We start from the raw sequence: 23,521 nt of genomic DNA, 5'->3' as shown, positions 1-23,521 counted from the left end.
GGACCCGAAGGGCGGCAGCACCCTGTCCGCCCCGTCGGGCCCCGGGGCCGGGCGGAGGCGGACCGGCTACTGACCGGCCCCGCGCCGGGCGGTGAGCCGCCGGTCCAGTGCTCGGACCGCCGTGCGGAAGGAGTGGCCCAGGCCCGGCCGGGCGGCGGCCAGGCCGAGGCGGAACGGGGTCGGGCCGTCAGCGGCGAAGGTCCACCGGACGTGCGTGCCGGAACCGGCCGGTGTCAGCCGCCACTCCTCCAGCAGGGCCCGCACCCCGGGGGCATTGGTGGTGTCGACCCGGTACGCGTAACGCTGCTCGGGATCGGCGGCCATGACGGTCTCCTGGAAGTTCACCCCGCCCATCAGCCTGACCTCGCGGCCCGCGCCCCCGTGCGTGGGGCGGGCCAGCTTCACCGCCCCGAACCAGCCGGACCAGGCCTCCACTTCCTCGGCGAGCGCGTGGTACACGGCCTCGGGCGGTGCCACGGTCTCGGTGGCGAAGACCAGCCGGACCGGCGCGTCCTCGATGAAGTCCAGCCCCACCGGGCGGAGTCGGCGAGCCATGGCAGTACCCCCTGGGGTGAGGATCCGAACGCGTGCGGGCGTCACCATAGCCCCGCGCCCGCGAGAAGTCCGTAGCGATCTCCCTCCGATCTCCATCCGATCTGCCTCCGAGCTCCCGCGGACCTCCTTCCGATTCTCCTCCGGTCCCGCCCGGATCCGGCCCGGATCTCCGCCGGTCCCGACCGAACCGGGCCGATCTCCGCCGATCTGCGCCGATCGCCGCGCGGAGCCTGGGCATCGGCCCCCTCGCGCGGGATGCTGGATCCGCGCCGATCCCGCCCCGCGAGCGGAGGCCGCTGTGCCCGACCGCCCCCAGCCCGAGACCCCCCTCGCCCTCGAACTCCTGGTCCACGGAGTCGCCGGCGCCGCCCCCGGCGAGCTGCTCGGCGACCCGCGCACCGTCCGCGTCACCGGAGACTCCACCGCGGCCGTCTTCCGCCGCACCGAGGACGCCGACGCCGAAGCCCACCCCGAGCGGTACGCCGGGCGGCCCGTCCCCGAGGCCTACTGCTGGTCCCGGCTCACCTCCGGCAACGGCGCCCGCGCCCTGTGGCTGCTGCTCCTGCCCTTCATGGTCGCCAACCTCGCCCACTGGGCCCGGCCGGCCACACCCGCCACCGACCCCGCCCCGCGCGCCGTGCGCACGTACGGGGTCCTCGTACGGGTCCTCGCACTCAGCCTGACCGTGCTGCTGATCGCGGCGGCCTGCGAGGTCGCGCTCGACCTCGCCGCCTGGCAGTGCGCGGGCTCCGTGACCTGTGCCGGATCCCGGTCCTGGCTCGGATTCCTCGCGCCCGGGGGCGGCTGGTGGGCCCAGCCCGGCCGCCGCCTCGCCCTCGGGGCCCTGGTTCCCGCCGCGCTGACCGGGCTGCTCTGGTACCTGTCGAACCGCACGTGGAGCGCCTACGAGTCCCAGCCGCCGCCCGCCGGAGCCGCCGACCCGGACACCGCGCCGGCGACCGACCCGGACACCGGGCCCGCGCTCGGCCGGCCCGGCTTCTGGTACGGCCGCCGGCTCGTGGCCCGGCTGCGCGCCGCGCACACCGCCGCCGGGCTGCTCACGGTGGCGGTGGCCGTCTCCGTGCCGACCGCCCGCCACGACCGCCGGGCCGGCGCCCCCGTCCTCGCAGCCCTCGGTTCGGCCACGCAGGTCCTGCTCGCCGCCGGGGCCGTCACCGTGGCCTGGGTCGTCTGCCGGCGCGGCCGCACCGAGGCCCGTCCCGACCACCGGCTCGACCGGGCCGCCGTCACCCTGCTGCCCGGCGCCGCCCTCGCCCTGCTCGCCGCCGTCCTCCTGCACGCCTGCTGGACGCGCCCGGGCTGGACCTCCACCGGACGGCTCCCCGGGGACCTGACCTTCGGCGTCCTCATGCTGGGTCAGGGGCTCTGCGTGCTCGCCCTCGCCGCCGTCGCCCGGTACCTCCACCGCCGGGCCCCCGACCCGTCGGCCGCCCTGCACGGCCTCGCCGGGCCCGCCGTCGCCATGCTCGGCTGCGCGCTCGGCGGGGTGATGTCCGGCGGGGTCGCCCAGCGCGTCGCCGACTGGCTGGACGGGGGAGCCACACCCGGGATGCCGGGAGCCCCGCTCCCCGGGCCGCCCGTACTGCTGTCCTGGCAGGCCGCCGTGCTGCCCCCGCTGCTCCTCGTACTGGCGCTGCTCGCGGGCTTCTTCGCGGTGCGCGGCGCCCGGGCGCGGGCCCGGCTCGCCGCCGTGGTGGCCGCCGAATACCCGGGCGAGACTCCGGACCTGGACCGCAGCCGACGGATCGCCGGGGCCCGGACCGCGGCGGCGCTCACCGATTCCGCGCCGTGGTTCGTGGCGGCCGTTTCCGGGGTGACCCTCGTGCTCGGCGCGGGCGCACTGGCCGGGGCCTGGTTCAGCGGGCGGGTCCCCGGCGAGGCCGCCCGCGGGACCCTGCCGCTGCTCGAAGCCGCCGCCCGCACCGCCCAGGACACCGGGTCCTGGCTCATCGGCATCGGCATCGCCGCCTTCATCGCCTGGGGCCGCCGCGCCTACCGGGACCCCGCCGCCCGCCGGACCATAGGAATCCTGTGGGACGTCGGCACCTTCTGGCCGCGCGCGGCCCACCCCTTCGCACCGCCCTGCTACGCCGAGCGGGCCGTCCCCGACCTGACCTGGCGGATGGCCGGCTGGACCGGCCGCACCGGCGGCCGCCTGGTCATCTCCGGGCACTCCCAGGGCAGCGTGCTCGCCGCGGCGGCCGTCTGGCAACTGCCGCCGCCCGCCCGCCGCCGCGTCGCCCTGCTCACCTACGGATCGCCGCTCGGCCGCCTCTACGGCCGCTGGTTCCCCGCCTACTTCGGCCCCGGACCGCTCACCGCCCTGCACCGCGAGGTCGACTGCTGGCGCAACCTCTGGCGGGCCACCGACCCCATCGGCGGCCCGGCCCTGCCCGGTGCGGGGCAGGACGTGGACCGCGGCCCGCTCGCCGACCCGCTCGGCTACGGCCGCAGCGCCCGCCACCCGCTGCCCGCCCCGATCCTGGGCCACGCCGACTACCAGGCCGACCCGGCCTTCGCCGCCGAACGCGACGCCCTGCTCGCCCGGCTGGACGCCGCCGCACGGGCCGGGGTACCGGGTCAGCGATTCGAGGTCAGCAAGGAGCGGGCAGGACCGGCAGCGTCGGCAGATCCGCCGGGAACAGCAGGGTGAGCTCGTCCGTACTGGGCTCCGAGAGCTGGGCCACCCGTCCCGCGTGCCGCTCCACCATCGACTCGAAGGTCTGGCGGGCCGTGCGGCCGTTGCCGAAGGCCGGGCCCTTGGGCAGCTCGGTGAAGTACGTCAGCAACGCCTGCGAGGTCCCCTCCCCGAGCCGGTACTCGTGCTCCTCCGCCTGCTGTTCCACGATCCGCAGCAGCTCCTCGGGCCCGTAGTCGCCGAAGGTGATGGTCCGGGAGAACCGCGAGGCCACGCCCGGATTCACCGTCAGGAAGCGCTCCATCTCCGCCGTGTACCCGGCGACGATCACGACCACCGCGTCCCGGTGGTCCTCCATCAGCTTCACCAGCGTGTCGATCGCCTCGCGCCCGAAGTCCCGGCCCGAGTCCTCCGGCGCCAGTGCGTACGCCTCGTCGATGAACAGCACCCCGCCGCGCGCCCGGTCGAAGGCCTCCTGCGTACGGATCGCGGTGGAGCCGATGTGCTCACCGACCAGATCCACCCGGGACACCTCGACCAGGTGCCCGCGCTCCAGCACCCCGAGCGAGGCGAGGATCTCCCCGTACAGCCGGGCCACCGTGGTCTTGCCCGTGCCGGGGGAGCCGGTGAAGACCAGGTGCCGGCGCACCGAGGCGGCCTTGAGCCCCGCCTGCTGGCGCCGCCGGCCCACCTCGATCATGTCGGTGAGCGCCCGCACCTCGCGTTTGACGCTGTCCAGACCCACCAGCGCGTCGAGCTGGCCGAGCATCTCGCCGGAATCCCGCGCGCCGGGGGCCGGGCCGTCCTCCGTCCCGTCCGCGGGCCGCGGCACGGAGGGCGGGGGCGTCTGCGCCGACTGCACCGCGGGGCTCTGCACCGCGGTGACCGTACGGATGCCCGCCTGCGGCCCGGTGAGGCCGCCGCCCGGGGTGGCCCGGGCTGCCGGCCGCGCGCCGGACTCGTCGCTGGTGCATTCCTGCGGGGCCGGCCCGTCCTCCGCGAACTCGTAGCCCCCGCGGGCGCAGCGCTCGGTGTGGCAGCGCGTCAGCGTGGTGCGGCAGCCGTCCATGACGTGGAAGCCGAAGCCGGAACTGCCCGTCACCCGGCAGGCAGTGAAGGTGCCCCGGCCGCCCGCCGACACGTAGAAACCGGCCTCGGCCGGGGAGGTGACCGTGCACCGCTCCAGCGTGGGATCGGCGCCCTTGGTGACGATCACCCCGGTCTGCACGGCGTCGATGGTGCAGCCGGCGAGCGTGCCGCCGCTGCCGTGGTCACGGAACCAGGCCCCGGTGCCCGCCTCGCGGATCCGGCAGTCGTCGAGCTGCGCGGTGGCTCCGTCGCTCACCGAGACGGCGGTGTTGCGCACCTGGGACAGATCGCTGTCGATGACGTCGACGCGCGATCCGCGGTCCAGCACGAACAGGGCGTCCGGCACGTCGTGCACCCGGCAGGAGTCGAGGGAGACGGTGGCCCCGTCGCTGATCCACACCGCCGGATAGTCACCCGTGCTGTCATGGATCTCGCAGGACTCGGCGTCCACCCGGGTGCCCGGGTCCCACACCGACAGGCCGTTGCGGCCGAACCGGCGCACCGTGGTGCGGCTGAGGGTGAGCACCGAGCGGGACCGCAGATCGACCGCGTTCTCCGGAATGTCGTGAATGTCGCAGCCGGCCAGGGTGAGCACCGCGTCGGTGTCGAGCGTGACCCCGTCGGCCGAGGTGCGGTGCACCGAGCAGTCGGTGAGCCGGGCCGCGGCGCGCGCGGCGATCTGCACCCCGGCGCCCTTGACCTCGTACACCTCGCAGCCCAGCGCCTCCAGGCCGGAACCCTCCCCGGTGACCCCGATGCCCGCGCCCGTGGCGTGGTGGATCCGGCAGCGCTCCAGCCGGGGCCGGCCTCCGCCGCGCACCGAGACGCCGTTCTGCCCGGCGGCCACCACCTCGCACTCCTCGAACACCCCGCCGCCGCCGTCCAGTACGGCGATGCCGACGCCGGCCGGATTCTCCACCGTGCACCGACGCACCACGGGCCGGGCCCCGGCGCCGCGGACCTCGATGCCGGCGGCGGAGTGGGTGCTCACCCGCAGGTCGGTGAGCTCGGGGGAGCCGCCCTCCACCAGCAGCGCGGGCGCCGCCCGGTCCTGGCCCTCCAGATACAGGTCCTGGATCACGGCCGAGGCGCGCACGGTCAGCGCGACCCCGTCGAGCGGGGCGATCCGCACCGACCCCGCACCGCCCTCGGGCCCGCGCAGGGTGACGGCATGGTGCAGCACCAGGTTCTCGCGGTAGGTGCCGGGCGCGATGGACAGCACGTCCCCGTCGCCCGCGACGGCGAGCGCGGCGGTCAGTGTCGGATACTCACCGGAGCGGCGCCGCCACCGCGAAGACCCGCCGTGCGTCACCTGGACCGTGCCCTGAACCATGGTGCTGTCGTGCCCCCACCCTCGTGCTCGCGCTGCCGATGCGGCCGAAGCCACTGATGTCCGAAGCCACTCGAGCCACTGAAGCTACTGGAGCGACCTGTCCGGCCGCCCCACCGTAGCGCGCGCGGAGCCGATGAGCTGCCAGGTCAGCTGCCCGCGCCCGCTCGGCCCCAGTCCGGCCCGGCGGCCGCCCAGGCCCGGTCCAGACGTATGTACCGCTGATGCATGAGCCGCCGTACGACCAGCCGCCGCACCGTCTCTACCAGCGTGGCCACGCAGATCGCGGCGGCCAGGCCCGCCATCCCCGCGTGGAACACGGCCGAGGACGGGTCGAGCGGCTGCCCCACCACCCGGCCGCTCACATCGGTCCAGATCCGGAACCGGTCGCCGGGACGCGGCGGTTCCTCGGCGGCCGGCACCGTGCCCTGATGGCTGCTGCCGTCCGGCGCCGTCCACGTGGCCACGATCTGCGTACGGTGCGGGGCCGTCCGCTGCGCCGACGGGTCGGCGGACGCGTCCGCGGCCGACTCCGCGGCCGGCCGGAGCACCACCGCCGGAACGAGATGGCGCTCCTGCTGCTGCTCGTGCGCGGCCTGCTGCAGCGTACCGTCCACCTGCAGGCCCGCGACCCAGCCGACGGCCGGAGCCACCACCAGGACGCACACCAGCGCGGCGAACGCCACCCACGCCTCGAAGAGATCGGTCGGCCGGCGCAGCGGATTGCGCCGCCAACGCCACACGCCCATTGCTGTCCGCACGGTCCGGCTCCCCCAACTTGTGCCAGTCTCCGCCTGCCTGCGCGTCCCGGTCTCCCGCACGCCCCGACGACGCGCATTCCGGGACGCACGGGACATGTGCCACCCGATCCGGCGCCGGCCCTCCGGGCCGCCGCCCTCGCAGGTGTCCACCTGTCCCGACTGTTCCAACGGCCTGGTCGTGCCGGTTGGTTCCAGCTCGGGCGCCGAGCCCCTCGAAGGTGTCAATCCGGTCGGCCGGTCGCCGGTCCGCGACCACCCGCCCGCCCTGTCCGTCCTGCCCGCCCCGCCCGCCCCGGAACGGCGCCGGACGCGTCATGCGAGGACGCGGACTTCGTCGCCGACGCGCACCGTGCCCAGCCGTACCGGCACCAGGAGTCGGCCGAAGGCGAGCGACCGGCCGATCCGCCGGTGCCTGGCCAGGGTCTTCAGCGGTTCCTTGCCCCGCTCCGCCGTCTCCTGGTCGGTGGTGGTGACGACGCACCGGCCGCATTCCCGCACACCGCGGAAGACGGCGTCGCCGATCGCGATGCGGAGCCAGTCGTCCTCCGCCCACGCCTTCGCCCCGGAAACCACCACATTGGGGCGGAATCGGTTCATCGGCAGCGGGCCCTCCTCGGGGTGGTCCCCCTGCGCGATCAGTGAGTTGAGGGCGTCCAGCGAGGCGAGGGTGGTGATCAGCAGCGGATAGCCGTCGGCCAGGCTGACCATCTCGCCGGGCAGGGCGTAATCCGGATCCACGGCACGGCGTACGGCCGGGTCATCCATGTGCACCAGGCGTACCGGCACCCCGAGGTACGCGCTGAACCAGTCGGCCGCGGCGGTCGCCGCGACCACGGTCTCGACCTTCTTCCCGAACAGCAGGACCGGCTCCAGCGGACCCGGCTCGGGCACCTCCACGAACAGCTCCGCCATGCCCGGCGCCGTGACGGCGATCCGGCCGCCGCCGACCGGCCGGGCCGCGGCCAGGGCCAGCCGCGGATGGCGGCGTTGGGTGAGGACCGCGCCCTCGGGATCGATCAGCGCCCAGCGCCGGTCCCCGGACAGACCCCAGGGCTCCACGGCCACCTCGTCGGGAGCGGTCCCCGCTACCGATTTGACGGGATGGATGTGGAGCGCCTGCACGTGCAAGTTCGACATGGGGGCATCCTGCCAGCCCCTCCGCGGGCCCGCGTCTCAGAGCCCCGTCAGTAGCCGCGCCCCTGGTAGGGGCGGCCGTACGGGTCCTCGTACGAGGCGGCCGGTACGGGCGCGGGAACCTGCATCGGTCGCGGCGCGGCCGGACGCATGGCCTCGTAGCCCGTGGCCATGGCTGCCGGGCGGGGCTGCTGCGGCTGGGGCTGCTGCACGTATCCGCCGCGGGCCGCCATCGGCTGCTGCTGCGGGATGTACGGGGCCGGCGCCTGCTGCAGCGGCATCGGCTGCGGGGCCGACTGCTGCTGGTACGGGTATCCGTACCCCGAGGTCTGCTGCTGGGGCTGGGCCGGCGGCAGTGCGGGCATCGACGATGCGAGCGCCGGCAGGTAACCGCCGCTCGAGTATCCGGCGCTCGGGGACTCGTAGGCGGCCGGGACGCGGATCGGGGCGATCTGCGGAGTGCCGCGTTCGGCGACGAGGGAGTCGTAGATGGGGGTGTCCGGGAAGGAGGGCGCGGAGTAGTAACCGCCGCCATAAGTGGAGCGGGGGGAGGTCATGGGACCTAAGTTAAGCCCACGACTTCACCGGGTCCATAGCGAGGTGTCGTCAACACCGCCCTGACCTGCATATTCGCAGGTCAGGGCCACACCATTCACTTGGCGTTCACGTGCACGATTCGCCACTTCCGTCCCACCTTGCTCCTACTCGTACTCACAGGTTGGGTGTTGCACCGACTTCGTGCTGACGCAGCGTCACAATGCGGTGACCTCGGATGACTCCGTCCCGGGCGGGCGGTCCGTCGTTTCAGGCGTCACTGGGACGGGCATAGGTGCGGCCCTTCCAGGAGGCCCCCCGGCCCCGGTAGTGCTGAACCGCCGAGTCGACGGTCATCAGGAGGTACAGCAGCGCCGTGAGCGGAAGCAGTGGCGCCAGCGCCACCGGCTGGCGGTAGTACCGGAGCATCGGTGCGTAGGTGCCCGCCATCAGCAGCCACGCCAGGCCGCCCGCCCCGGCGACGGTCGCGTGCCCGGTCGCGAGGCCCGCGAGGAGGGCGACCGGGGGCACGAGGTAGACGAGCGCCAGCCCGGCGACCGTCCCGGCCAGCAGGAGGGGCTGGTGGCGCAGTTGCGCGTAGGCGCTGCGCGAGACCATCCGCCACAGGTCCGCGAGCGCGGGGTACGGGCGCACGCTGTCCACCCGCTCCGCCAGCCCCAGCCAGATCCGGCCGCCGGAACGCTGCACCGCGCGGGCGAGCGAGACATCGTCGATGACCGCCTGGCGGATGGAGTCGGGGACGCCGGCCCGCACGGCGGCCCCGGTGCGCAGGAGCACGCAGCCGCCGGCGGCTGCGGCCGTGCGGGCGGAGGGCCGGTTGATCCGGCGGAAGGGGTAGAGCTGGGCGAAGAAGTACACGAAGGCCGGTACGACGAGCCGCTCCCACAGGCCGACCACCCGCAGCCGGGCCATCTGGGAGACGAGGTCGAGGTCCGCGGAGGTGGCGGCGGCGACCAATTCGCGCAGACTGTCGGGTTCGTGTGCGATGTCGGCGTCGGTGAGGAGGAGGAAATCGGGCTCGGTGGCGTGCGCGGTGCGCGCGATCCCGATGCCGTGCCGGAGCGCCCAGAGCTTGCCGGTCCAGCCGGGTGCGGGGTCGCCGGGGGAGGCGACGGTGAGGGGGAGCCCGGGGTGCTCGCGGGCGAGCCGGTGCGCGAGCTCGCCCGTACCGTCCGTGCTGCCGTCGTCGACGAGGATCACCTCGGCCTCGCCGGGATAGTCCTGGGCGATCAGCGAGGGCAGGCTCCGGGGCAGCACCTCGGCCTCGTCCCGGGCCGGGACGACGATCGCGACGGACGGCCAGTGGGCGGGGTCCGTGCGCGGCGGGAGGCGGACGTCGGTCCGCCAGAACATGCCCTGAGCGAGGGTGAGCCAGAGCCAGGCGGCGAGGGAGGCGTAGGCCGCGCAGGCGGCGGTGAGGAGGCCCATGGCGGCAGTGTGCCGGGCCCCGGCGGGTGTGTCGCGCATCCGCGCACCCCGGGTGCGGCGGGCCTCCCGGCCGGGGGTGCGGTGGCCTGCCGCCCGTGGTGCGTTGGCCTGCCGGCCGAGGTGTGGAGGCATGCCGGTTCCGGGGTGGGGTTGCCCTGTCGGCCGGAGTGTGGGGGTTTCTCGGGTCCGGGTGTGGAGGCCCGTCGGCCGGGGTGTGCGGCCTGCTGGTTCGGGGATGCGGTGGCCTGCCGGGTGGGGTGTGGAGGCTTGTCGGTTCGGGGGTGCGGTGGCTTGCCGATCGAGGTGTGGGGGCCTGGCGGTTTCGGGGTGCGGAGGTGCGGGCGGGCGTGGTGTGGTGGCTGCTCGGTTGGTTCCCGGGGTCGTGGAGGGAGAGCCGGGTCGGGGCGGGTGTCGACTAAGGTGGCCGGGTGAAGATCGCGCTCATGGACTCCGGAATCGGCCTCCTCGCGGCGGCCGCGGCGGTGCGGCGGCTGCGGCCGGACGCAGATCTCGTCGTGTCCTCCGACCCCGACGGCATGCCGTGGGGCCCGCGGACCCCCGCCGACCTCACCGAGCGGGCGCTCGCCGTCGCCCGGGCCGCCGCCGCACACCGTCCGGACGCGCTGATCGTCGCCTGCAACACCGCGACCGTGCACGCCCTGGACGCGGTGCGGGCGGAACTGGAGCCGGCCATCCCGGTCATCGGGACCGTGCCTGCGATCAAGCCCGCCGCGGCCGCCGGGGGCCGGGTGGCGATCTGGGCCACCCCCGCCACCACCGGCAGCAGCTATCAGCGCGGGCTCATCCGTGACTTCGCCACCGGGGCCCGGGTCACCGAGGTGCCCTGCCCCGGGCTCGCCGACGCGGTGGAGGTGGCCGACGACGCCGCCGTCGCGGCCGCCGTCGCCGCGGCCGCCGCGCTGACCCCGGCCGACGTCACCGACGTGGTGCTCGGCTGCACGCACTACGAACTGGTCGAGGGCGCCATCCGGTCCGCCCTCGCCGCGCGGACCCGGGGGGCGGAGCTCGTCTTCCACGGTTCCGCCGAGCCCGTCGCGATCCAGGCGCTGCGCCGCATCGGGCTGCTGCCCGAGCCCGGTCTGCCGCGCACGGGAGGGCTGACCGTGCTGCGCAGCGGGCGCGAGGGGACCCTGCCCGCCGCCGCTCTCGGGTACGCCGAAGGCCGACTGCTCGCGGGCCAGGGCGCGCCCGTCGGCTGACGGCACGCCCGGCCCACCCCCTGAACCCTCCCTGACGAGACGAACCGTCTTGCGTGCGATCCCGGTCTGGTCTACGGTTGGGCGCGTAACGAGACGGAACGGTCCGTCTCGTCGTCGGGGAAGGAATCGCCCTTGCGTGCTCCACTCGCCACCACCCGGATCGTCCTGTCCGAGGTCACCAAGAGCTACGACGCCCGTGTCGTCCTGGACCGCGTCAGCTGCACGGTCCGGCCCGGCGAGCGGGTCGGCGTCGTCGGCGACAACGGCTCCGGCAAGTCCACCCTGCTCAGGCTCCTCGCCGGACGGGAACGGCCCGACCACGGCGAGGTGGCCGTCACCGCCCCCGGCGGCATCGGGCACCTCGCGCAGACCCTCGACCTCCCGCCGACCGCCCGCGTCGGCGAGGCGATCGACCTCGCCCTCGCGGACCTGCGCGCACTGGAACACCGGATCCGCGCGGCCGAGGCCCTGCTCCACCGGGCCGGCCCCGAGGAACTCGCCGCCTACGGCGACCTCCTGGCCGCCCACGAGGCGCGCGGCGGACGGGATGCCGAGCGGCGCGTCCGGGCCACCCTGCGCAGCCTCGGCGAACGCACCGAGCTCGACCCGGACCGCCGGCTCGGCACCCTGTCCGGCGGCCGGCGCTCCCGGCTCGCGCTCGCAGCGGTCCTCGCCGCCGAGCCGGAACTGCTGCTGCTCGACGAACCCACCAACGACCTCGACGACGAGGCGGTCGCCTGGCTGGAGGAGCATCTGCTCGCCCACCGCGGCACCGTCGTCGCCGTCACCCACGACCGGCTCTTCCTCGACCGCGTCACGACCGCCGTCCTCGACGTGGACCGGGACAGCCGGACGGTGCGCCGCCACGGCAACGGCTACGCGGGCTACCGCACGGCCCGCGCCGCCGAACGGGCCCGCCAAGAGCGGGAGTACGAGCAGTGGCGCGGGGAGGTCCGCGACGCCGAGCGGCTCGCCGAGACCAACATCGGCCGGTTCGCCGCGATCCCGCGGAAGCTGCCGCGCGGCTTCAGCGGCGCCGGTGCCTTCCGCGCCCGGTCACGGACCCACGGCGCCGCGAGCCGCATCCGCACCGCCCGTGAACGGCTGCACCGGCTGACCGGGAACCCGGTCCCGCCGCCCCCGCGGCCGCTCGTCTTCACCGGCCGGTTCACCGAGGGCTCGGCGGGCGTGGTGGAGATCGCGGGCGCGGCCCTGCCGGGGCGGCTCGCGCCGGTCTCCCTCACGCTGCCACCGGGCGGGCGGCTCCTGGTCACCGGACCCAATGGCGCCGGGAAGTCGACCCTGTTGCAGCTGCTCGCCGGTGAACTGGAGCCCGCGGAGGGCGGCGTACGGACACCCCCGCGCGTGGGGCTGCTCCGCCAGGACGATCCGTGGGGGGCCGAACCCCGCTCCGTCGTCGAGGTGTTCGGCCAGGAGCACGCCGACCGGGTGGCGGGCTACGGCCTGCTCGCACCGGCCGACCTCGCCCGCCCGGTGCGCGCCCTCTCGGCCGGTCAGCGCCGCAAGGTGGAGCTGGCCCGGCTGGTGGCGCGGCCGCTCGACCTGCTGCTCCTCGACGAGCCGACGAACCACCTGGCCCCGGCCGTGGTGGAGGAACTGGAGGCGGCCCTGGCCCACTTCGGCGGCACCCTGGTCCTGGTCACGCACGACCGGCGGCTGCGCGCGGCCTTCCCGGGGCGGCGCCTGGAGCTTCAGCGGGAACCGGCCTCCGTGAGCCGCTGAGCCAGAGTGCGGAGGTCCTCCGCGTCCAGGACCCGGTCGCCGAAGCCGGGCAGCGGTACGTGGAGCGGAGCCGTCCAGTGCTCCGGGATCTCCCCCTGGCCGTACCGGGCCCCGGCCAGGGCCCCGGTCACCGCGGCCACCGTGTCGGTGTCCCCGCCCAGGTCCACCGCGGCCCGTACCGCCTGTGCGAAGCCGGAGGTGGTCCGCAGGGCCCACACCGCCGAGCCGAGGCAGGGCCACACCGCCCCGTTGAATTCGGTGGCCAGGTCCGGATGCCAGTCGTGGGCGAGCACCCGGCCGTACCGCTCGCGATGGTCCGGGTGCACCGCGTCGAGCGTCGCGGGGAGGGCGGCCAGCGGATCGGCCCCTTCCAGGGCGACGCGGACGAGCTCGTGCAGGATCGCGGTCCCCTCCCAGGCGGCCCGGTCGCCGTGCGTCAGCGCCGCGATCCGCCGGGCGGCGTCCATGGTCGCCTGCCGCCCGGCGGGAGCGAAGTAGACCGCCGAGGTGGCGGCGCGCATCAGGGAACCGTTGCCCGCGGCCCGCGTGTTGACCTGGAAGTGCAGAGCCGAGGCGAGGTCCCAGGGTTCGCCGCTGGTCAGCACGTCCTCGGTCTGCAGCCCGATGTCCTTGGGCTGCCCCGCCGCCCAGCGCCGGAACCGGCCGAAGACGTCGGGGAGTTCGAGACCGCCGCACTCCAGAAGGGATTCCGCGACCAGGACGGCCATCTGCGTGTCGTCCGTCGCCTCGCCCGGGTCCCAGCCACCGCCGGCGGCCATCTCCGCGCCGCGCGCGGTCAGTTCGCCCGCCGCCCCGAACTCGTAGGGCGCTCCCAGCGCGTCGCCCGCCGCCGAGCCGAGCACGGCTCCCACGGCCCGGTCCTCCAGGGTGATCACGAGGTCGCCTCCCCGCACACGGCGGCCAGCAGTTCGCGGGCGAAGCGGTCCAGGTCGTCCAGGCCGGCCGCGGCCAGCGCGGCCGGTGCGCCGGCCAACAGGTGGGGGACGGCGCCGTGCAGGGCGAGGGTCAGCGCACGGGCCCGCTCCGGCCCGGCCGGCAGTCCGGCCGTGCGCAGCAGGTGCGCGTACGCCGTGAAGTCCGCCGCGGCGACCGGGTCCAGCAGTGCGGCCAGCCACGGGCGCCGTGTCGCCTCGGCCCGGAGCTCCAGATAGGCCAGCACCCGGGGGCGTCCGGGACCTGCGACGTTGCGGAGGAGGTCCGCGAGGAGCGCGGCGAGCTGCGCCGCGTCGGCGGGCCCCGGCCCGGGTCCCGGGCCGGCCCCCGCCAGGGCCGCGGCCAGTGCCCGGTACTGCTCCGCGCAGCGTTCGGCCGCGCCCTGCAGCAGTGCGTCGCGGGTCGGGAAGTAGTTCTTGGCGGTGCCCGCCGGTACGGCGGCGGCCGCGTCGACGGCCCGGTGGGTCAGACCGCGCCCGCCCGCTTGCGCCAGTACGCCGATGGCCGCGTCCCGCAGCCGGTCCCTCCGGTCCTGATTCACGTTGCCATCCTAACCACAGTCGTGGTACCGCAGATGTAGTACCGCGGCTGTGGTGGTCGGGGCTGCGGCGAAGGGACGGGCCATGAGCGGAACCGGGACCGGGCAGAGCGCGGGACGGGCGGGGGACGGGCGGGGGAGCGGGCGCACCGGGCGGGCACGGCCGTGGTCGTCGGCGCGGGCGTCGGCGGACTGGCGACCGCCATCGGACTGCGCCGTGCGGGCTGGGAGGTGACCGTCCTCGAACGGCGGACCGGGCCCGAACGCTACGGAACCGCCTTCGGTATCCACCCCACGGCCCAGTCCGCGCTGGACCGGCTCGGTCTTGGCGACGCACTGCGGGCGCGGGCGGTCCCGTACCGGGAAGCCCGGATCCGGCGCCCCGACGGCAAGGTGCTGGCGGCCCTCCCGCTCGAACGGATCGAGCGCAGGGCGGGCCGGCCGGAACTGCTCATCTCCCGGCCCCACCTCATCGACGCGCTGATCACCGGGCTCGACCGGCTCGGCGGCGTGCGGATCGCCTACGGGCAGCACCTCACCGACCCCGCCGGACTGGGCGCCGACCTGGTCGTCGGCGCCGACGGCATCAACAGCTGCGTCCGTGCGGCGTACTTCGGCCGCGTCGGCGGTCCGCGCCCGCTCGGCACGGTCGCCTGGATCGGCATCGCCGGATTCGAGACCGGCCTGTACGGCGAGACCTGGGGCGCGGGCCGCTTCTTCGGCATGACCCCCGTCGAGCCCGGGCGGACCAACTGGTACGCCACCGTCCCCGAGGCCACCACCGCCGAGGAGGTACGGGAGGCCTTCGCCGGCTGGCACGACCCCATCCCGCGCGTCCTGGCCGAGACCGACCCCGCGACCTGGATCCGGTACGAGATGCGCCACCTCCACCCCGCGCTCCCCACCTTCGTCGCCGACGGCCGGACCGCCCTCGTCGGCGATGCCGCCCACGCCATGACGCCCAACCTCGGCCAGGGCGCCTGCACCGCCCTCCTCGACGCCGAGGCCCTGACCCGCGCGGTTGCCCGTGCCACCGGCGGCGGACCGGCCGGGCTGCCCGGCGCCCTGCGCGCGTACGACACCGAGCGCCGCCGCAGCGCCCAGCGCGTCGCCTTCGCCTCCCGGAGCCTGCACCGCTTCATGACCGGCCGCCGACCGGCCCTGCGCGACGCGCTCGTCCGCCTGCTGCCGGGGAGCGCGTGAGCCCGGGACGACGCCCGCCGCGCGGACCACGATGAACCGAGTGGGCGAGAGACAGTGGCGGGCAAGCGGAACGTGAGTACGCTGCTACTCATGACGGGTCACCCTCCGGGTCCGCTCTGGGCGGGCCGGGCCTCCAACCGGGCGCAGTGGCTGTTCGCAGCCATCGGTGCCGCCTGTCTGGCGCTCGGCATCGAACTCGCCGTCGACTACGCCTGGACCGCCGGCATCATTCCGCTGCTCATGTCCGTGATCGGCTGCCTGGCCGTCGGGCTGCTCATCCTCTACGGCACCCTGGCCTTCGTGCACGTGGCCGTCACCGTCGACTCCGAGGCCATGGAAGTGCGCTGCGGCCACATGGGGGTGCCCCGCCGCAGGATCCGGCTCACCGAGGTCGCCTCCGCCGAGTTCGTCCCCAGCATCACCCCGCAGCAGTGGGGCGGCTGGGGCCACCGCTGGCGCCCCGAGAAGGGCACCGCGATCATCGTCCGGCGCGGCGAGGGCGTGGCACTCACCCTCGGCGACGGCAAGCGGTTCACCGTCACCGTCGACGACGCCGAGAACGCGGTCCGCGTCATCCGCACCCACCTGCGCGCCCTCGCCCGCTAGGCCGTCTCTTTCGGATCTTGCCGGGCCCGCGCCGCCGGCACCGCACCTCGCCGCGTTGTCGGAGCACCGCAGTACGTCCAGTACAACGGCGCTCCTCCGCCCAGGGGGCACCTCCCAGCGGTAGCTGGGGGAGATGCACGGCACCGGACGACACGGGCCCGACCGACAAGGTCCAAAAGAGACGGCCCAGTGGGGTGTCCCGCCGATCATGGCCGGGCGTTTACCGGTCCGTGAGGCGCGGGGACGTACACTCCGCCAGATGAGCAGCAGTGTCACCCGCGCGACCGGGAACGAGCCCTCGCAGTCCGCCGACGGGCCCCCGGCCGAGGCGGCCGCGCCCCCCGCCACCGCCCCCTCCGCCGCGCGCGGGAAGGGATGGTGGCTCCTGCGCTCCGTGCTCGCCGCCCTCTCCGGCGTGCTGCTCTACCTCAGCTTCCCGCCCCGCCCGCTGTGGTGGCTGGCCCCCTTCGCCCTCGCCCTGCTCGCCGGCTGCCTCCACGGCCGCCGCGCCCGGGCCGGCTTCGGGCTCGGACTCCTCGCCGGACTCGGCTACCTGCTGCCCCTCCTCGTCTGGACCGGCGAGGAGGTCGGCCCGGTGCCCTGGCTGGCGCTGAGCGTCCTCGAAGCCCTCTTCATCGCCCTCACCGGCCTCGGTATCGCCCTGGTCAGCCGGCTCCCGGCCTGGCCGCTGTTCGCCGCCGCCGTCTGGGTGGCGGGCGAGGCACTGCGGGCCCGGGCCCCCTTCGGCGGATTCCCCTGGGGCAAGCTCGCCTTCGGCCAGGCCGACGGCGTCTTCACCCCGCTCGCCGCGCTGGGCGGCACCCCGCTGCTCTCCTTCGGCGTGGCCCTCTGCGGATTCGGCCTCTACGAAGCCGTGCGCATCGCCCGCCGCCACCCCACCCGCACCACTGCCGCGCTGACCGCGCTCACCATCGCAGCCCCGGTCGGCGTCGGCCTCGCCGCCCGCCCGCTGGTCTCCGACGCGGCCGAGGACGGCACCGCGGTCGCCGCCGTGATCCAGGGCAACGTGCCCCGCCTCGGCCTCGACTTCAACTCCCAGCGCCGGGCCGTCCTCGACAACCACGCCAGGCGCACCGTGCAGCTCGCCGAGGACGTCAGGGCCGGGCGCGTCCCGAAGCCCGACTTCGTCATCTGGCCGGAGAACTCCTCCGACCTCGACCCGTACTCCGAGCCCGACGCCCGCGGCGTCATCGACCAGGCAGTCAAGGCCATCGGCGTGCCCGTCGCGATCGGCGCGGTGGTGGCCCCGCAGACGGGTCCGCTGCGCAACACGATGATCCTCTGGGACCCGGTCAAGGGCCCCACCGCGACCTACGACAAGCGCAAGATCCAGCCCTTCGGCGAGCGCATTCCGATGCGCTCCGTCGTCCGGCTCTTCAGCTCCGACGTGGACCGGGTGCGCCGCGACTTCGGTCCCGGCAAGGACCCCGGCGTCTTCGACATGGCCGGCAGCGGCGTCGGCATGGTCACCTGCTTCGAGGCCGCCTTCGACGACGCCGTCCGTTCCACCGTCCAGGACGGCGCCCAGGTGATCGCCGTACCGAGCAACAACGCCACCTTCGGCCGGTCGCAGATGACCTACCAGCAGTTGGCCATGGACCGGATCCGCGCCGTCGAGCACAGCCGGACCGTCCTCGTGCCCGTCACCAGCGGGGTCAGTGCCGTCATCCGCCCCGACGGGAAGGTCGTCTCGCAGACGAAGATGTTCACCGCGGACGCGCTCGTCGCCGAGATCCCGCTGCGCTCCGGCCGCACCCCGGCCACGGTCGTCGGGCCGCTGCCGGAGTACGCGCTGTTCCTGCTGGCCGCGAGCGGCCTCGGGTGGATCCTGACCCTCCGGATCCGCTCGCGCCGCGCCGCCTGAGGCGGTACCGGGGCGGTGGCCTCGTAGGGTCGGGGCATGACCACACCCGATTTCATCCGTCAGATCCGCGCCAGCGCCGGACACCAGCTGCTGCTCCTGCCCGGGGTCACGGCCATCGTCTTCGACGACCTCGGCCGGGTGCTGCTCGGCCGGCGCTCCGACACCGGGCAGTGGGCGGTGATCGGCGGGATCGCCGAGCCGGGGGAGCAGCCCGCCGAGACCGCGGTGCGCGAGGTGTACGAGGAGACGGCGGTGCGCTGCGTCGCCGAGCGGGTGGTCCTGGTCCAGATGACGGAGCCGATGGCCTACCCGAACGGTGACATCTGCCAGTTCCAGGACATCACCTTCCGCTGCCGTGCGACGGGCGGCGAGGCACGGGTCAACGACCCCGAGTCCCTCGAAGTGGCGTGGTTCGAGGTGGACGCGCTGCCTCCGCTGGCTCCGTTCGGCCTGGACCGGATCCACCGGGCCCTGCGCGACGAGCCCGCCTGGTTCGAGGCCCCCGCCGAGCTCACGGAGTAGCGGACCAGCCCGAACGAACCGGGTGCACCCCCACTGCCTGCCGGGGCAGGCGCTGTGGGCTGCCCGTATGTGCGCTGTAGGGTTCCGCTGGTCCAGGGCGGTTGTCGGACAGTCGTACATTCGAGGGGGCGGTCGGGGGATGGGCTCGCGCAATGCAGCCGGAGATTCGCGGGCGGGCGGCCACGGCCGCGCGCCGGCCGGAGCGGTTCCCGGCGGACGCCTGGCGGTCCTCGACGGGGTTCGCGTCCTCGCCGCACTCGGCGTGCTCTTCTACCACTACTTCGCCCTCGCGAGCGCCTGGGGCGAACCGCCGGAGGACGTCTTCCCGATCGCCCACCGCTTCGCCGTCTACGGCTGGCTGGGCGTCGAGATCTTCTTCCTGGTGAGCGGGTTCGTCATCTGCATGAGTGCGTGGGGCCGCAGCGTGGGCGACTTCGCGGTGTCCCGCCTCTCCCGCCTCTTCCCCGCCTACTGGGTGGCCGTGGTCTTCACCTCGCTCGTGCTGTTCGCCTGGCCCGAGGTGAAACAGGTCAAGGCGTTCAGCGATGTCGTGGTGAACCTGTCGATGCTCCAGGGGGGCATAGGCGTCCCGAACATCGACGACGCGTACTGGACCCTCTTCGTCGAGCTCAAGTTCTACGTGCTGTTCGCGGTCGTGGTCATGCGCGGGGTGACCTACCGCAACTGCGTCCTGTTCTGTGCGGCCTGGACCCTCGCCGGAGTGGTGGCCCCGACCGCCGACAGCGGCGTGCTGTCCTTCTTCGCGGTCCCGTCCTCGTCCCCGTACTTCATCGCCGGCATCGCCTTCCACCTGATGCGCCGCTTCCGGCCGAACGCCGTCCTGTGGGCCGTCGTCGGCGTCCAGTTCCTCCTCGCGCAGCACCACGTGCACGCCCGCATGATCTCCAGCCTGGGCCGGGCCGCCGCCGACCGGACGCCCGCCTGGCCCGCCCATCTGATCATCGCGCTGGGCTTCGCCGTCATGGCCGCCATGGCACTCGGCGCCCTCGACGGCATCCGGTGGCGCTGGCTCCCGCACGCCGGAGCGCTCACGTACCCGCTCTACCTGATCCACATGATGGCCGGGCTGACCCTCATCCATCACTTCCGCCGCGAGGTGGCACCCGTACCCCTGGTCATCGCAGTGACGGCCGCGATGCTGCTGCTCGCCTGGCTGATCCACCGGTTCGTGGAACGTCCGCTCGGGCGGCTGCTGCGCGACCGCCTGCGCCGCGGGCTGCAGGACATCCGGTCGGACGCCGTGCGCGGACCGTCGATCGACCTGCTTCCGGGCCAGCCCTCCGCGCCCGACGCGGAACGCATACCGGCCCCCCTCGGGAGGAGGTGACCCGGGACCGTTCCGGCCTGCAGCCCGTGGCCCGCAGCCCGCAGCCACCGCCCGGAGGTTGCCCTCAGGACCGGGCCTGCCGGTACAGCTCCAGTGCCTCGTCACCCAGTACCGCGCTGTACGAGGTGTCCGGGACGCTCCCGCCCCCCTCGTGGCCGCCGAGCACGCCGGCCAGCGCGCCGTCCACCAGCCAGGGGCTGCCGCTGGTGCCGCCGGTGAGGTCCGGGCAGTCGATCCGGCGCTGGGTCCCGGAGAGCAGGGCGGTGGTGTTCGCGCAGCGCAGCGGGGTCTCCTCGGTCCGCGGGTAGCCGATGACCGTCACCGTGGGGTCCTCCGGCTGCTCGGCGGCGACCGGGAAGCCGCCGACGAGGTCCTCGACGGCTCCGTCCGCCGCGCCGTCCACCGGGGCCACCGTCGCGAAGGCGACGTCGTCGTCCGGGTCCTGGCCGTCCGTCCAGCCCGGCGCCACGTACACACCCGTGAGCTTCCAGAGCCCGTACGGGGTCTTGCCCTCGCGGTAGCCCGGGGCGAAGACGGTGGTGTACGGGCTCTCCAGACAGTGCGCGGCGGTGGCGATCACATCGCGGCCCTCGCTCCGCACCACGGCGGCGGTGCAGAAGTGGCCGCCCTCCGGCCCGCCCGCGAAGAGCGCGCCCACCCGGTCCGCCGTGGCGCCGGGCCGTGCCCGCGCGGTGATGCCGAGCGGCGGTCCGGCCGCGGCGTCGGGGACGTCCACGCCCAGCAGTGCGGCCATTGCCGACAGTGCGAGCAGGATCCGGGACGCCCGCCGCGCACGGGTGCGCCGGGCCGGTCGTGGGAGCGTGGACTGGATCATGCTTCCACCCTGCCCGCCGAACCTGTGTCCGGAGGCTGCTGTTCCGTATGAATCTCCTGTGAATCCGGTGAGCCCGATGTGAAACCCGGCCCATGCCCGGACAGGCCCCCTTTTGTCGGCAATCGGCCCCCGGCCGGGACGACCTAGCTGCGCCGTTCGTACACCGTCACCCGGCGGCCCCGCACCTGCCGGTCCGCCACCACCGCGAAGTGCTCCCGCAGCACCGCCGCCTTGGCCTTGTCCCGCTCCGCCGACGGCGCTTTCGCCACCTTCGCCGAGTCCGTCACGAGCAGCACCCGCTGCTGCCCGAGCAGCGCCGCCCGGATCCGGGCCGGCTCCGCCTCCTCGCCCTTCAGTGTGGCCGAGGCCACCGGGGACTCGGCCAGCGCCACGTCCGACAGGCCGGTGAAGGCACCGGGCGAGACCAGCGCCGTGTCCCGCCGCGCCGCCGGGACGAACAGCACCGCGTCCCCCTCCCGCTTCAGACCGGCCACCTCACCGGCCACCGCCAGCACGTCGTCGACCCGGCTCGCCGGAGCCCGCTTGCCGAGCTCCACCGGCATCAGGGCCAGCACCGAGACCCCGACCACCCCCGGCACGAGCAGACCCGCAGCCCTCGGGAACCGGGGCGCGCAGGACCGTACGGCAGCGCCCAGCGCGGCGCCGATCAGCAGCGCCAGACCCACCATGCTGAACAGCACGTACCGGTCCAGGAACAGCGGCTGTACCAGGGACAGCCCGATCAGCCCGAGCTGCGGCACCGCCAGCAGCGGCAGGCCGACCGAGGCCACCGAGAGCCCCCCGCGGCCCGGCCGCCGGTCCGCCCACGCCCCCAGCCCGCCGATCGCCAGCAGGATCCCCGGCCCGATCAGCATGTGCCCGGTCAGCGGCGGTATCCACGACACCTGGTCGGACTGGCTCCGGCTGAACAGGATCAGCGGCAGCGCCCCCGCCACCGCTCCCGAGGCGTAGGCCGCCCAGCGCAGCCACACACCGCGCCCGGCCCGCGCCCACCCCAGCGTCGCCGCGTGCGCGGGCAGGACCAGCAGCGACAGCCAGTTCAGCAGGGCGCACACCAGCACGGTGGCGCCGTACACCGCCCAGCGCGGCCAGGCCCGCCGTCCGGGCGCGCTCTCCAGGAGCGACACGAGCAGCAGCGTGGAGAGCCCGGCCCCCGCCGCGACCAGCGCGTACGGGCGGCCCTCCTGGAGGTAGAACTGGACCGCCGGCAGCAGCCCGAGGGCCAGCCCGCCGCCGAGCCCCGCCCAGAAGCCGGCCAGGCGCCGTCCGATCAGAGCCACGCACGCCGCGGCCGCCGAGCAGGCCAGCACGGACGGCAGCCGCAGCGTCGTCGTACTCGCCCCGAAGACCTCGAAGAGCCCGTGCATCAGCAGGTAGTAGAGACCGTGCACGGCGTCGACGTTCCCGAGCATGGCCCATATCTCGGGCACCGTCCGCCCGGCCACCTGCCAGGTCGCCGCCTCGTCCCGCCACACGCTGTCCTGCCGCGAGAGTCCCCACAGTCCGAGCGCCAGGGTCCACAGGAGGGGCACCAGCCACACCAGAACGCGCCGACGCCGGGAATCGGGTGGAACAGGTATGGCGGATATGTCGGAAGGCATGAAGGTGCGCGGATCCTCGGTGCGGGATGTCGGGGGAAAGCACCAGTCTATGGACGCCACGGACGGTTTCCGGACCGGGTGTTGTGCACCACGGAGCGTGATCGTCCGGCCCACCCGCCCCTAGCCTCGCCGCAGGAGCACGAACGAGGGGCGGTACCCGGTGAACTGGCTCATCCACGACTACCGCGAGAGCGATCTCGCAGCGGTGGTCCATCTGATCGACACCACGGCCGAACTCGGCCAGGAGTCCGTCTTCTCGCTCGCCGAGTGCATCAGCGCGCTGACCGACCGCCAGCCCTGTGTGGTCGCCGTCCACCAGGGCGTCCCCATCGGCGCGGCACTCGCCTGCGTCACCGGGGAGCGGGCCTGGGTCATGCGCATCGCGATCGCCGCCGGCTGGCGCGGCCGGGGCCTGGCCAGCGCCCTGCTCGTCGAGCTGGAGCGACGGCTCATCGCCGCGCGCGTCGGCCGCATCGCGTACGTCCTGCCCGAGGAGGACATGCTCGGCGAGGGCCTCCTCAACGCCGGCTACACCCGGCAGCCGGCCGTTGCCTACTTCGAGAAGACCGAGCCGCTGCACGGACCGGCCGCGGGCCTCCTCGACGACCTCGGCGGCCGCTTCCTGCCCAATGACCTGTGGACCAAGGTCGCCGGAATGGAGAAGGAGAAGGACCTCATCGAGCGTCGCGTGGTGCTGCCGCTCGCCGAGCCCGAACGGGCCGCCTCGCACGGGGTGCGGCCGCCGCGCGCCATCACCCTCTTCGGCCCGCCCGGCACCGGCAAGACCACCTTCGCCCGGGCCATCGCCTCCCGGCTCGGCTGGCCCTTCGTGGAACTGCTGCCCTCCCGCCTCGCCGACGAGGGCAACCTGGCGGCCGCCCTGCGCGACGCCTTCGCCAGGATCGCCGAGCTGGAGCGGGTGCTCGTCTTCATCGACGAGGTCGAGGAGATCGCACCGGTGCGCACCGAGCCCGCTCAGCCCGGCGGCATCCACGGCGTGACGAACGAACTGCTGAAGCTGATACCGGGCTTCCGGGAGGGGGACGAGCGGCTGCTGGTGTGCGCCACCAACTCCATCCGCTCCCTCGACCCGGCCTTCCTGCGGCCCGGCCGCTTCGACTACCTCATCCCGATCGGCACCCCGGACGCGGGGGCGCGCGCCGCGATCTGGTCCCGCTACACGGCGGGGCGCGCGGACGTCGACGTGAGCGCCCTGGTGGCCGCCACCGAGCTGTTCACGCCGGCCGACATCGAGCACGCGGCGCGGATCGCGGCGCAGGTGTCCTTCGAGCGGGATCTGGAGGCGGTCGGCGCGCGGGGCGCGGCGGCCGCGCAGCTGGGCGCGACCACGGAGGACTACCTGGCGGCGGTCCGGCAGTGCCGGCCGACGGTGACCCCGGCGATGACGGGTGAGTTCGAGGCGGACATCACCGCGCACGCCCGGTTCTGACACCGGGTCCGGGCGCGGTAGCCGTTCCGCGGTTTCCGCCTCCCGGCTTCCGTCCCCCGGTTGCGGCGGGGGCGGAACGCGCAG

19 protein-coding genes are annotated in these 23,521 nt (G+C 74.8%); 9 read left to right on the top strand and 10 right to left on the bottom strand.

The annotated features are described in order from the left end of the window. Positions 1 to 66: 66 nt before the first annotated feature. On the bottom strand, positions 67 to 555 hold the full coding sequence (locus ACWGE1_RS27975) for an SRPBCC family protein (protein ID WP_453423240.1): 489 nt from the start codon (positions 553 to 555) through the stop codon (positions 67 to 69). A 298-nt stretch (positions 556 to 853) separates the two neighbouring features. Between ACWGE1_RS27975 and ACWGE1_RS27970 the strand changes: the two genes are divergently transcribed. Further along, positions 854 to 3,229 (top strand): hypothetical protein, encoded by a 2,376-nt coding sequence (locus tag ACWGE1_RS27970; RefSeq protein ID WP_453423239.1) that lies wholly within the window; start codon positions 854 to 856, stop codon positions 3,227 to 3,229. Here ACWGE1_RS27970 and ACWGE1_RS27965 read toward each other — a convergent pair. The 5 genes from ACWGE1_RS27965 to ACWGE1_RS27945 all read right to left on the bottom strand — a co-directional run bounded on the left by ACWGE1_RS27965 (position 3,171) and on the right by ACWGE1_RS27945 (position 9,511). After that, the gene (locus ACWGE1_RS27965) at positions 3,171 to 5,636 is read right to left on the bottom strand and encodes a right-handed parallel beta-helix repeat-containing protein (RefSeq protein ID WP_453423238.1); all 2,466 of its coding nucleotides are present in this window, start codon (positions 5,634 to 5,636) and stop codon (positions 3,171 to 3,173) included. The two genes, ACWGE1_RS27970 and ACWGE1_RS27965, sit on opposite strands and share 59 nt — an antisense overlap. A 146-nt stretch (positions 5,637 to 5,782) precedes the next feature. Next, entirely contained in the window at positions 5,783 to 6,394 is a 612-nt protein-coding gene (locus tag ACWGE1_RS27960; RefSeq protein WP_453423237.1) for an Rv1733c family protein, read from the bottom strand. A gap of 312 nt (positions 6,395 to 6,706) precedes the next feature. Continuing rightward, a complete protein-coding gene (locus ACWGE1_RS27955; RefSeq protein WP_453423236.1) occupies positions 6,707 to 7,531 on the bottom strand; it encodes an MOSC domain-containing protein in 825 nt (274 codons plus the stop codon). A gap of 47 nt (positions 7,532 to 7,578) precedes the next feature. Continuing rightward, positions 7,579 to 8,085: a DUF6643 family protein gene (locus ACWGE1_RS27950; protein WP_453423235.1), complete on the bottom strand. Its 507-nt coding sequence runs from the start codon at positions 8,083 to 8,085 to the stop codon at positions 7,579 to 7,581. A gap of 247 nt (positions 8,086 to 8,332) precedes the next feature. Then, positions 8,333 to 9,511, bottom strand: a complete 1,179-nt coding sequence (locus ACWGE1_RS27945) for a glycosyltransferase (RefSeq protein WP_453423242.1) — start codon at positions 9,509 to 9,511, stop codon at positions 8,333 to 8,335. 428 nt (positions 9,512 to 9,939) lie between these two features. Here ACWGE1_RS27945 and ACWGE1_RS27940 point away from each other — a divergent pair, with 428 nt between their 5' ends. Together ACWGE1_RS27940 and ACWGE1_RS27935 are read left to right on the top strand one after the other, a co-directional pair. Further along, a complete protein-coding gene (locus ACWGE1_RS27940; RefSeq protein ID WP_453423234.1) occupies positions 9,940 to 10,731 on the top strand; it encodes a glutamate racemase in 792 nt (263 codons plus the stop codon). A 132-nt stretch (positions 10,732 to 10,863) separates the two neighbouring features. Beyond that, positions 10,864 to 12,474, top strand: coding sequence for an ABC-F family ATP-binding cassette domain-containing protein (locus ACWGE1_RS27935; protein ID WP_453423233.1), 1,611 nt, complete (start codon positions 10,864 to 10,866; stop codon positions 12,472 to 12,474). Here the strand turns inward: ACWGE1_RS27935 and ACWGE1_RS27930 are convergent. Beyond that, positions 12,444 to 13,367 (bottom strand): ADP-ribosylglycohydrolase family protein, encoded by a 924-nt coding sequence (locus ACWGE1_RS27930; RefSeq protein ID WP_453423241.1) that lies wholly within the window; start codon positions 13,365 to 13,367, stop codon positions 12,444 to 12,446. The genes ACWGE1_RS27935 and ACWGE1_RS27930 overlap by 31 nt on opposite strands. Next, a complete protein-coding gene (locus ACWGE1_RS27925; protein ID WP_453423232.1) occupies positions 13,367 to 13,969 on the bottom strand; it encodes a TetR/AcrR family transcriptional regulator in 603 nt (200 codons plus the stop codon). Before ACWGE1_RS27925 ends, ACWGE1_RS27930 begins: the two co-directional genes overlap by 1 nt. A gap of 162 nt (positions 13,970 to 14,131) precedes the next feature. On the opposite strand from ACWGE1_RS27925, the gene ACWGE1_RS27920 reads away from it, so the two are divergent. The 5 genes from ACWGE1_RS27920 to ACWGE1_RS27900 all read left to right on the top strand — a co-directional run bounded on the left by ACWGE1_RS27920 (position 14,132) and on the right by ACWGE1_RS27900 (position 19,530). Then, the gene (locus ACWGE1_RS27920) at positions 14,132 to 15,169 is read left to right on the top strand and encodes an FAD-dependent oxidoreductase (protein WP_453423231.1); all 1,038 of its coding nucleotides are present in this window, start codon (positions 14,132 to 14,134) and stop codon (positions 15,167 to 15,169) included. Positions 15,170 to 15,259: 90 nt separating this feature from the next. Then, complete coding sequence (locus ACWGE1_RS27915) at positions 15,260 to 15,775, top strand: hypothetical protein (protein WP_453423230.1); 516 nt, start codon at positions 15,260 to 15,262, stop codon at positions 15,773 to 15,775. A 259-nt stretch (positions 15,776 to 16,034) separates the two neighbouring features. Beyond that, positions 16,035 to 17,660, top strand: coding sequence for an apolipoprotein N-acyltransferase (gene lnt, locus ACWGE1_RS27910; RefSeq protein ID WP_453423229.1), 1,626 nt, complete (start codon positions 16,035 to 16,037; stop codon positions 17,658 to 17,660). 36 nt (positions 17,661 to 17,696) lie between these two features. Further along, positions 17,697 to 18,182 carry an NUDIX hydrolase gene (locus ACWGE1_RS27905; RefSeq protein ID WP_453423228.1) on the top strand — a complete coding sequence of 162 codons (486 nt, stop codon included), beginning with the start codon at positions 17,697 to 17,699 and terminating at the stop codon, positions 18,180 to 18,182. A gap of 139 nt (positions 18,183 to 18,321) precedes the next feature. Further along, positions 18,322 to 19,530 (top strand): acyltransferase family protein, encoded by a 1,209-nt coding sequence (locus ACWGE1_RS27900; protein ID WP_453423227.1) that lies wholly within the window; start codon positions 18,322 to 18,324, stop codon positions 19,528 to 19,530. Positions 19,531 to 19,594: 64 nt separating this feature from the next. Here the strand turns inward: ACWGE1_RS27900 and ACWGE1_RS27895 are convergent, their stop codons facing one another. Continuing rightward, on the bottom strand, positions 19,595 to 20,365 hold the full coding sequence (locus ACWGE1_RS27895; RefSeq protein ID WP_453423226.1) for a trypsin-like serine peptidase: 771 nt from the start codon (positions 20,363 to 20,365) through the stop codon (positions 19,595 to 19,597). A 143-nt stretch (positions 20,366 to 20,508) separates the two neighbouring features. Continuing rightward, positions 20,509 to 21,987 (bottom strand): glycosyltransferase family 39 protein, encoded by a 1,479-nt coding sequence (locus ACWGE1_RS27890; RefSeq protein ID WP_453423225.1) that lies wholly within the window; start codon positions 21,985 to 21,987, stop codon positions 20,509 to 20,511. Positions 21,988 to 22,147: 160 nt separating this feature from the next. On the opposite strand from ACWGE1_RS27890, the gene ACWGE1_RS27885 reads away from it, so the two are divergent. Next, positions 22,148 to 23,437, top strand: a complete 1,290-nt coding sequence (locus ACWGE1_RS27885) for an ATP-binding protein (RefSeq protein ID WP_453423224.1) — start codon at positions 22,148 to 22,150, stop codon at positions 23,435 to 23,437. Positions 23,438 to 23,521 lie beyond the last annotated feature (84 nt).

Source organism: Streptomyces sp. NPDC054932, from assembly GCF_053610205.1.
Note: the sequence above shows the minus strand (reverse complement) of the source record. Positions and strands in the feature narration are given on the sequence as shown.

What these genes read in the sequence shown, in the direction of transcription:
- ACWGE1_RS27975 (WP_453423240.1), bottom strand. Translation starts at nt 555, where the DNA reads ATGGCTCGCCGACTCCGCCCGGTGGGGCTGGACTTCATCGAGGACGCG.
- ACWGE1_RS27965 (WP_453423238.1), bottom strand. Translation starts at nt 5,636, where the DNA reads ATGGTTCAGGGCACGGTCCAGGTGACGCACGGCGGGTCTTCGCGGTGG.
- ACWGE1_RS27955 (WP_453423236.1), bottom strand. Translation starts at nt 7,531, where the DNA reads ATGTCGAACTTGCACGTGCAGGCGCTCCACATCCATCCCGTCAAATCG.
- ACWGE1_RS27950 (WP_453423235.1), bottom strand. Translation starts at nt 8,085, where the DNA reads ATGACCTCCCCCCGCTCCACTTATGGCGGCGGTTACTACTCCGCGCCC.
- ACWGE1_RS27945 (WP_453423242.1), bottom strand. Translation starts at nt 9,511, where the DNA reads ATGGGCCTCCTCACCGCCGCCTGCGCGGCCTACGCCTCCCTCGCCGCC.
- ACWGE1_RS27915 (WP_453423230.1), top strand. Translation starts at nt 15,260, where the DNA reads ATGACGGGTCACCCTCCGGGTCCGCTCTGGGCGGGCCGGGCCTCCAAC.
- lnt (WP_453423229.1), top strand. Translation starts at nt 16,035, where the DNA reads ATGAGCAGCAGTGTCACCCGCGCGACCGGGAACGAGCCCTCGCAGTCC.
- ACWGE1_RS27905 (WP_453423228.1), top strand. Translation starts at nt 17,697, where the DNA reads ATGACCACACCCGATTTCATCCGTCAGATCCGCGCCAGCGCCGGACAC.
- ACWGE1_RS27900 (WP_453423227.1), top strand. Translation starts at nt 18,322, where the DNA reads ATGGGCTCGCGCAATGCAGCCGGAGATTCGCGGGCGGGCGGCCACGGC.
- ACWGE1_RS27895 (WP_453423226.1), bottom strand. Translation starts at nt 20,365, where the DNA reads ATGATCCAGTCCACGCTCCCACGACCGGCCCGGCGCACCCGTGCGCGG.
- ACWGE1_RS27890 (WP_453423225.1), bottom strand. Translation starts at nt 21,987, where the DNA reads ATGCCTTCCGACATATCCGCCATACCTGTTCCACCCGATTCCCGGCGT.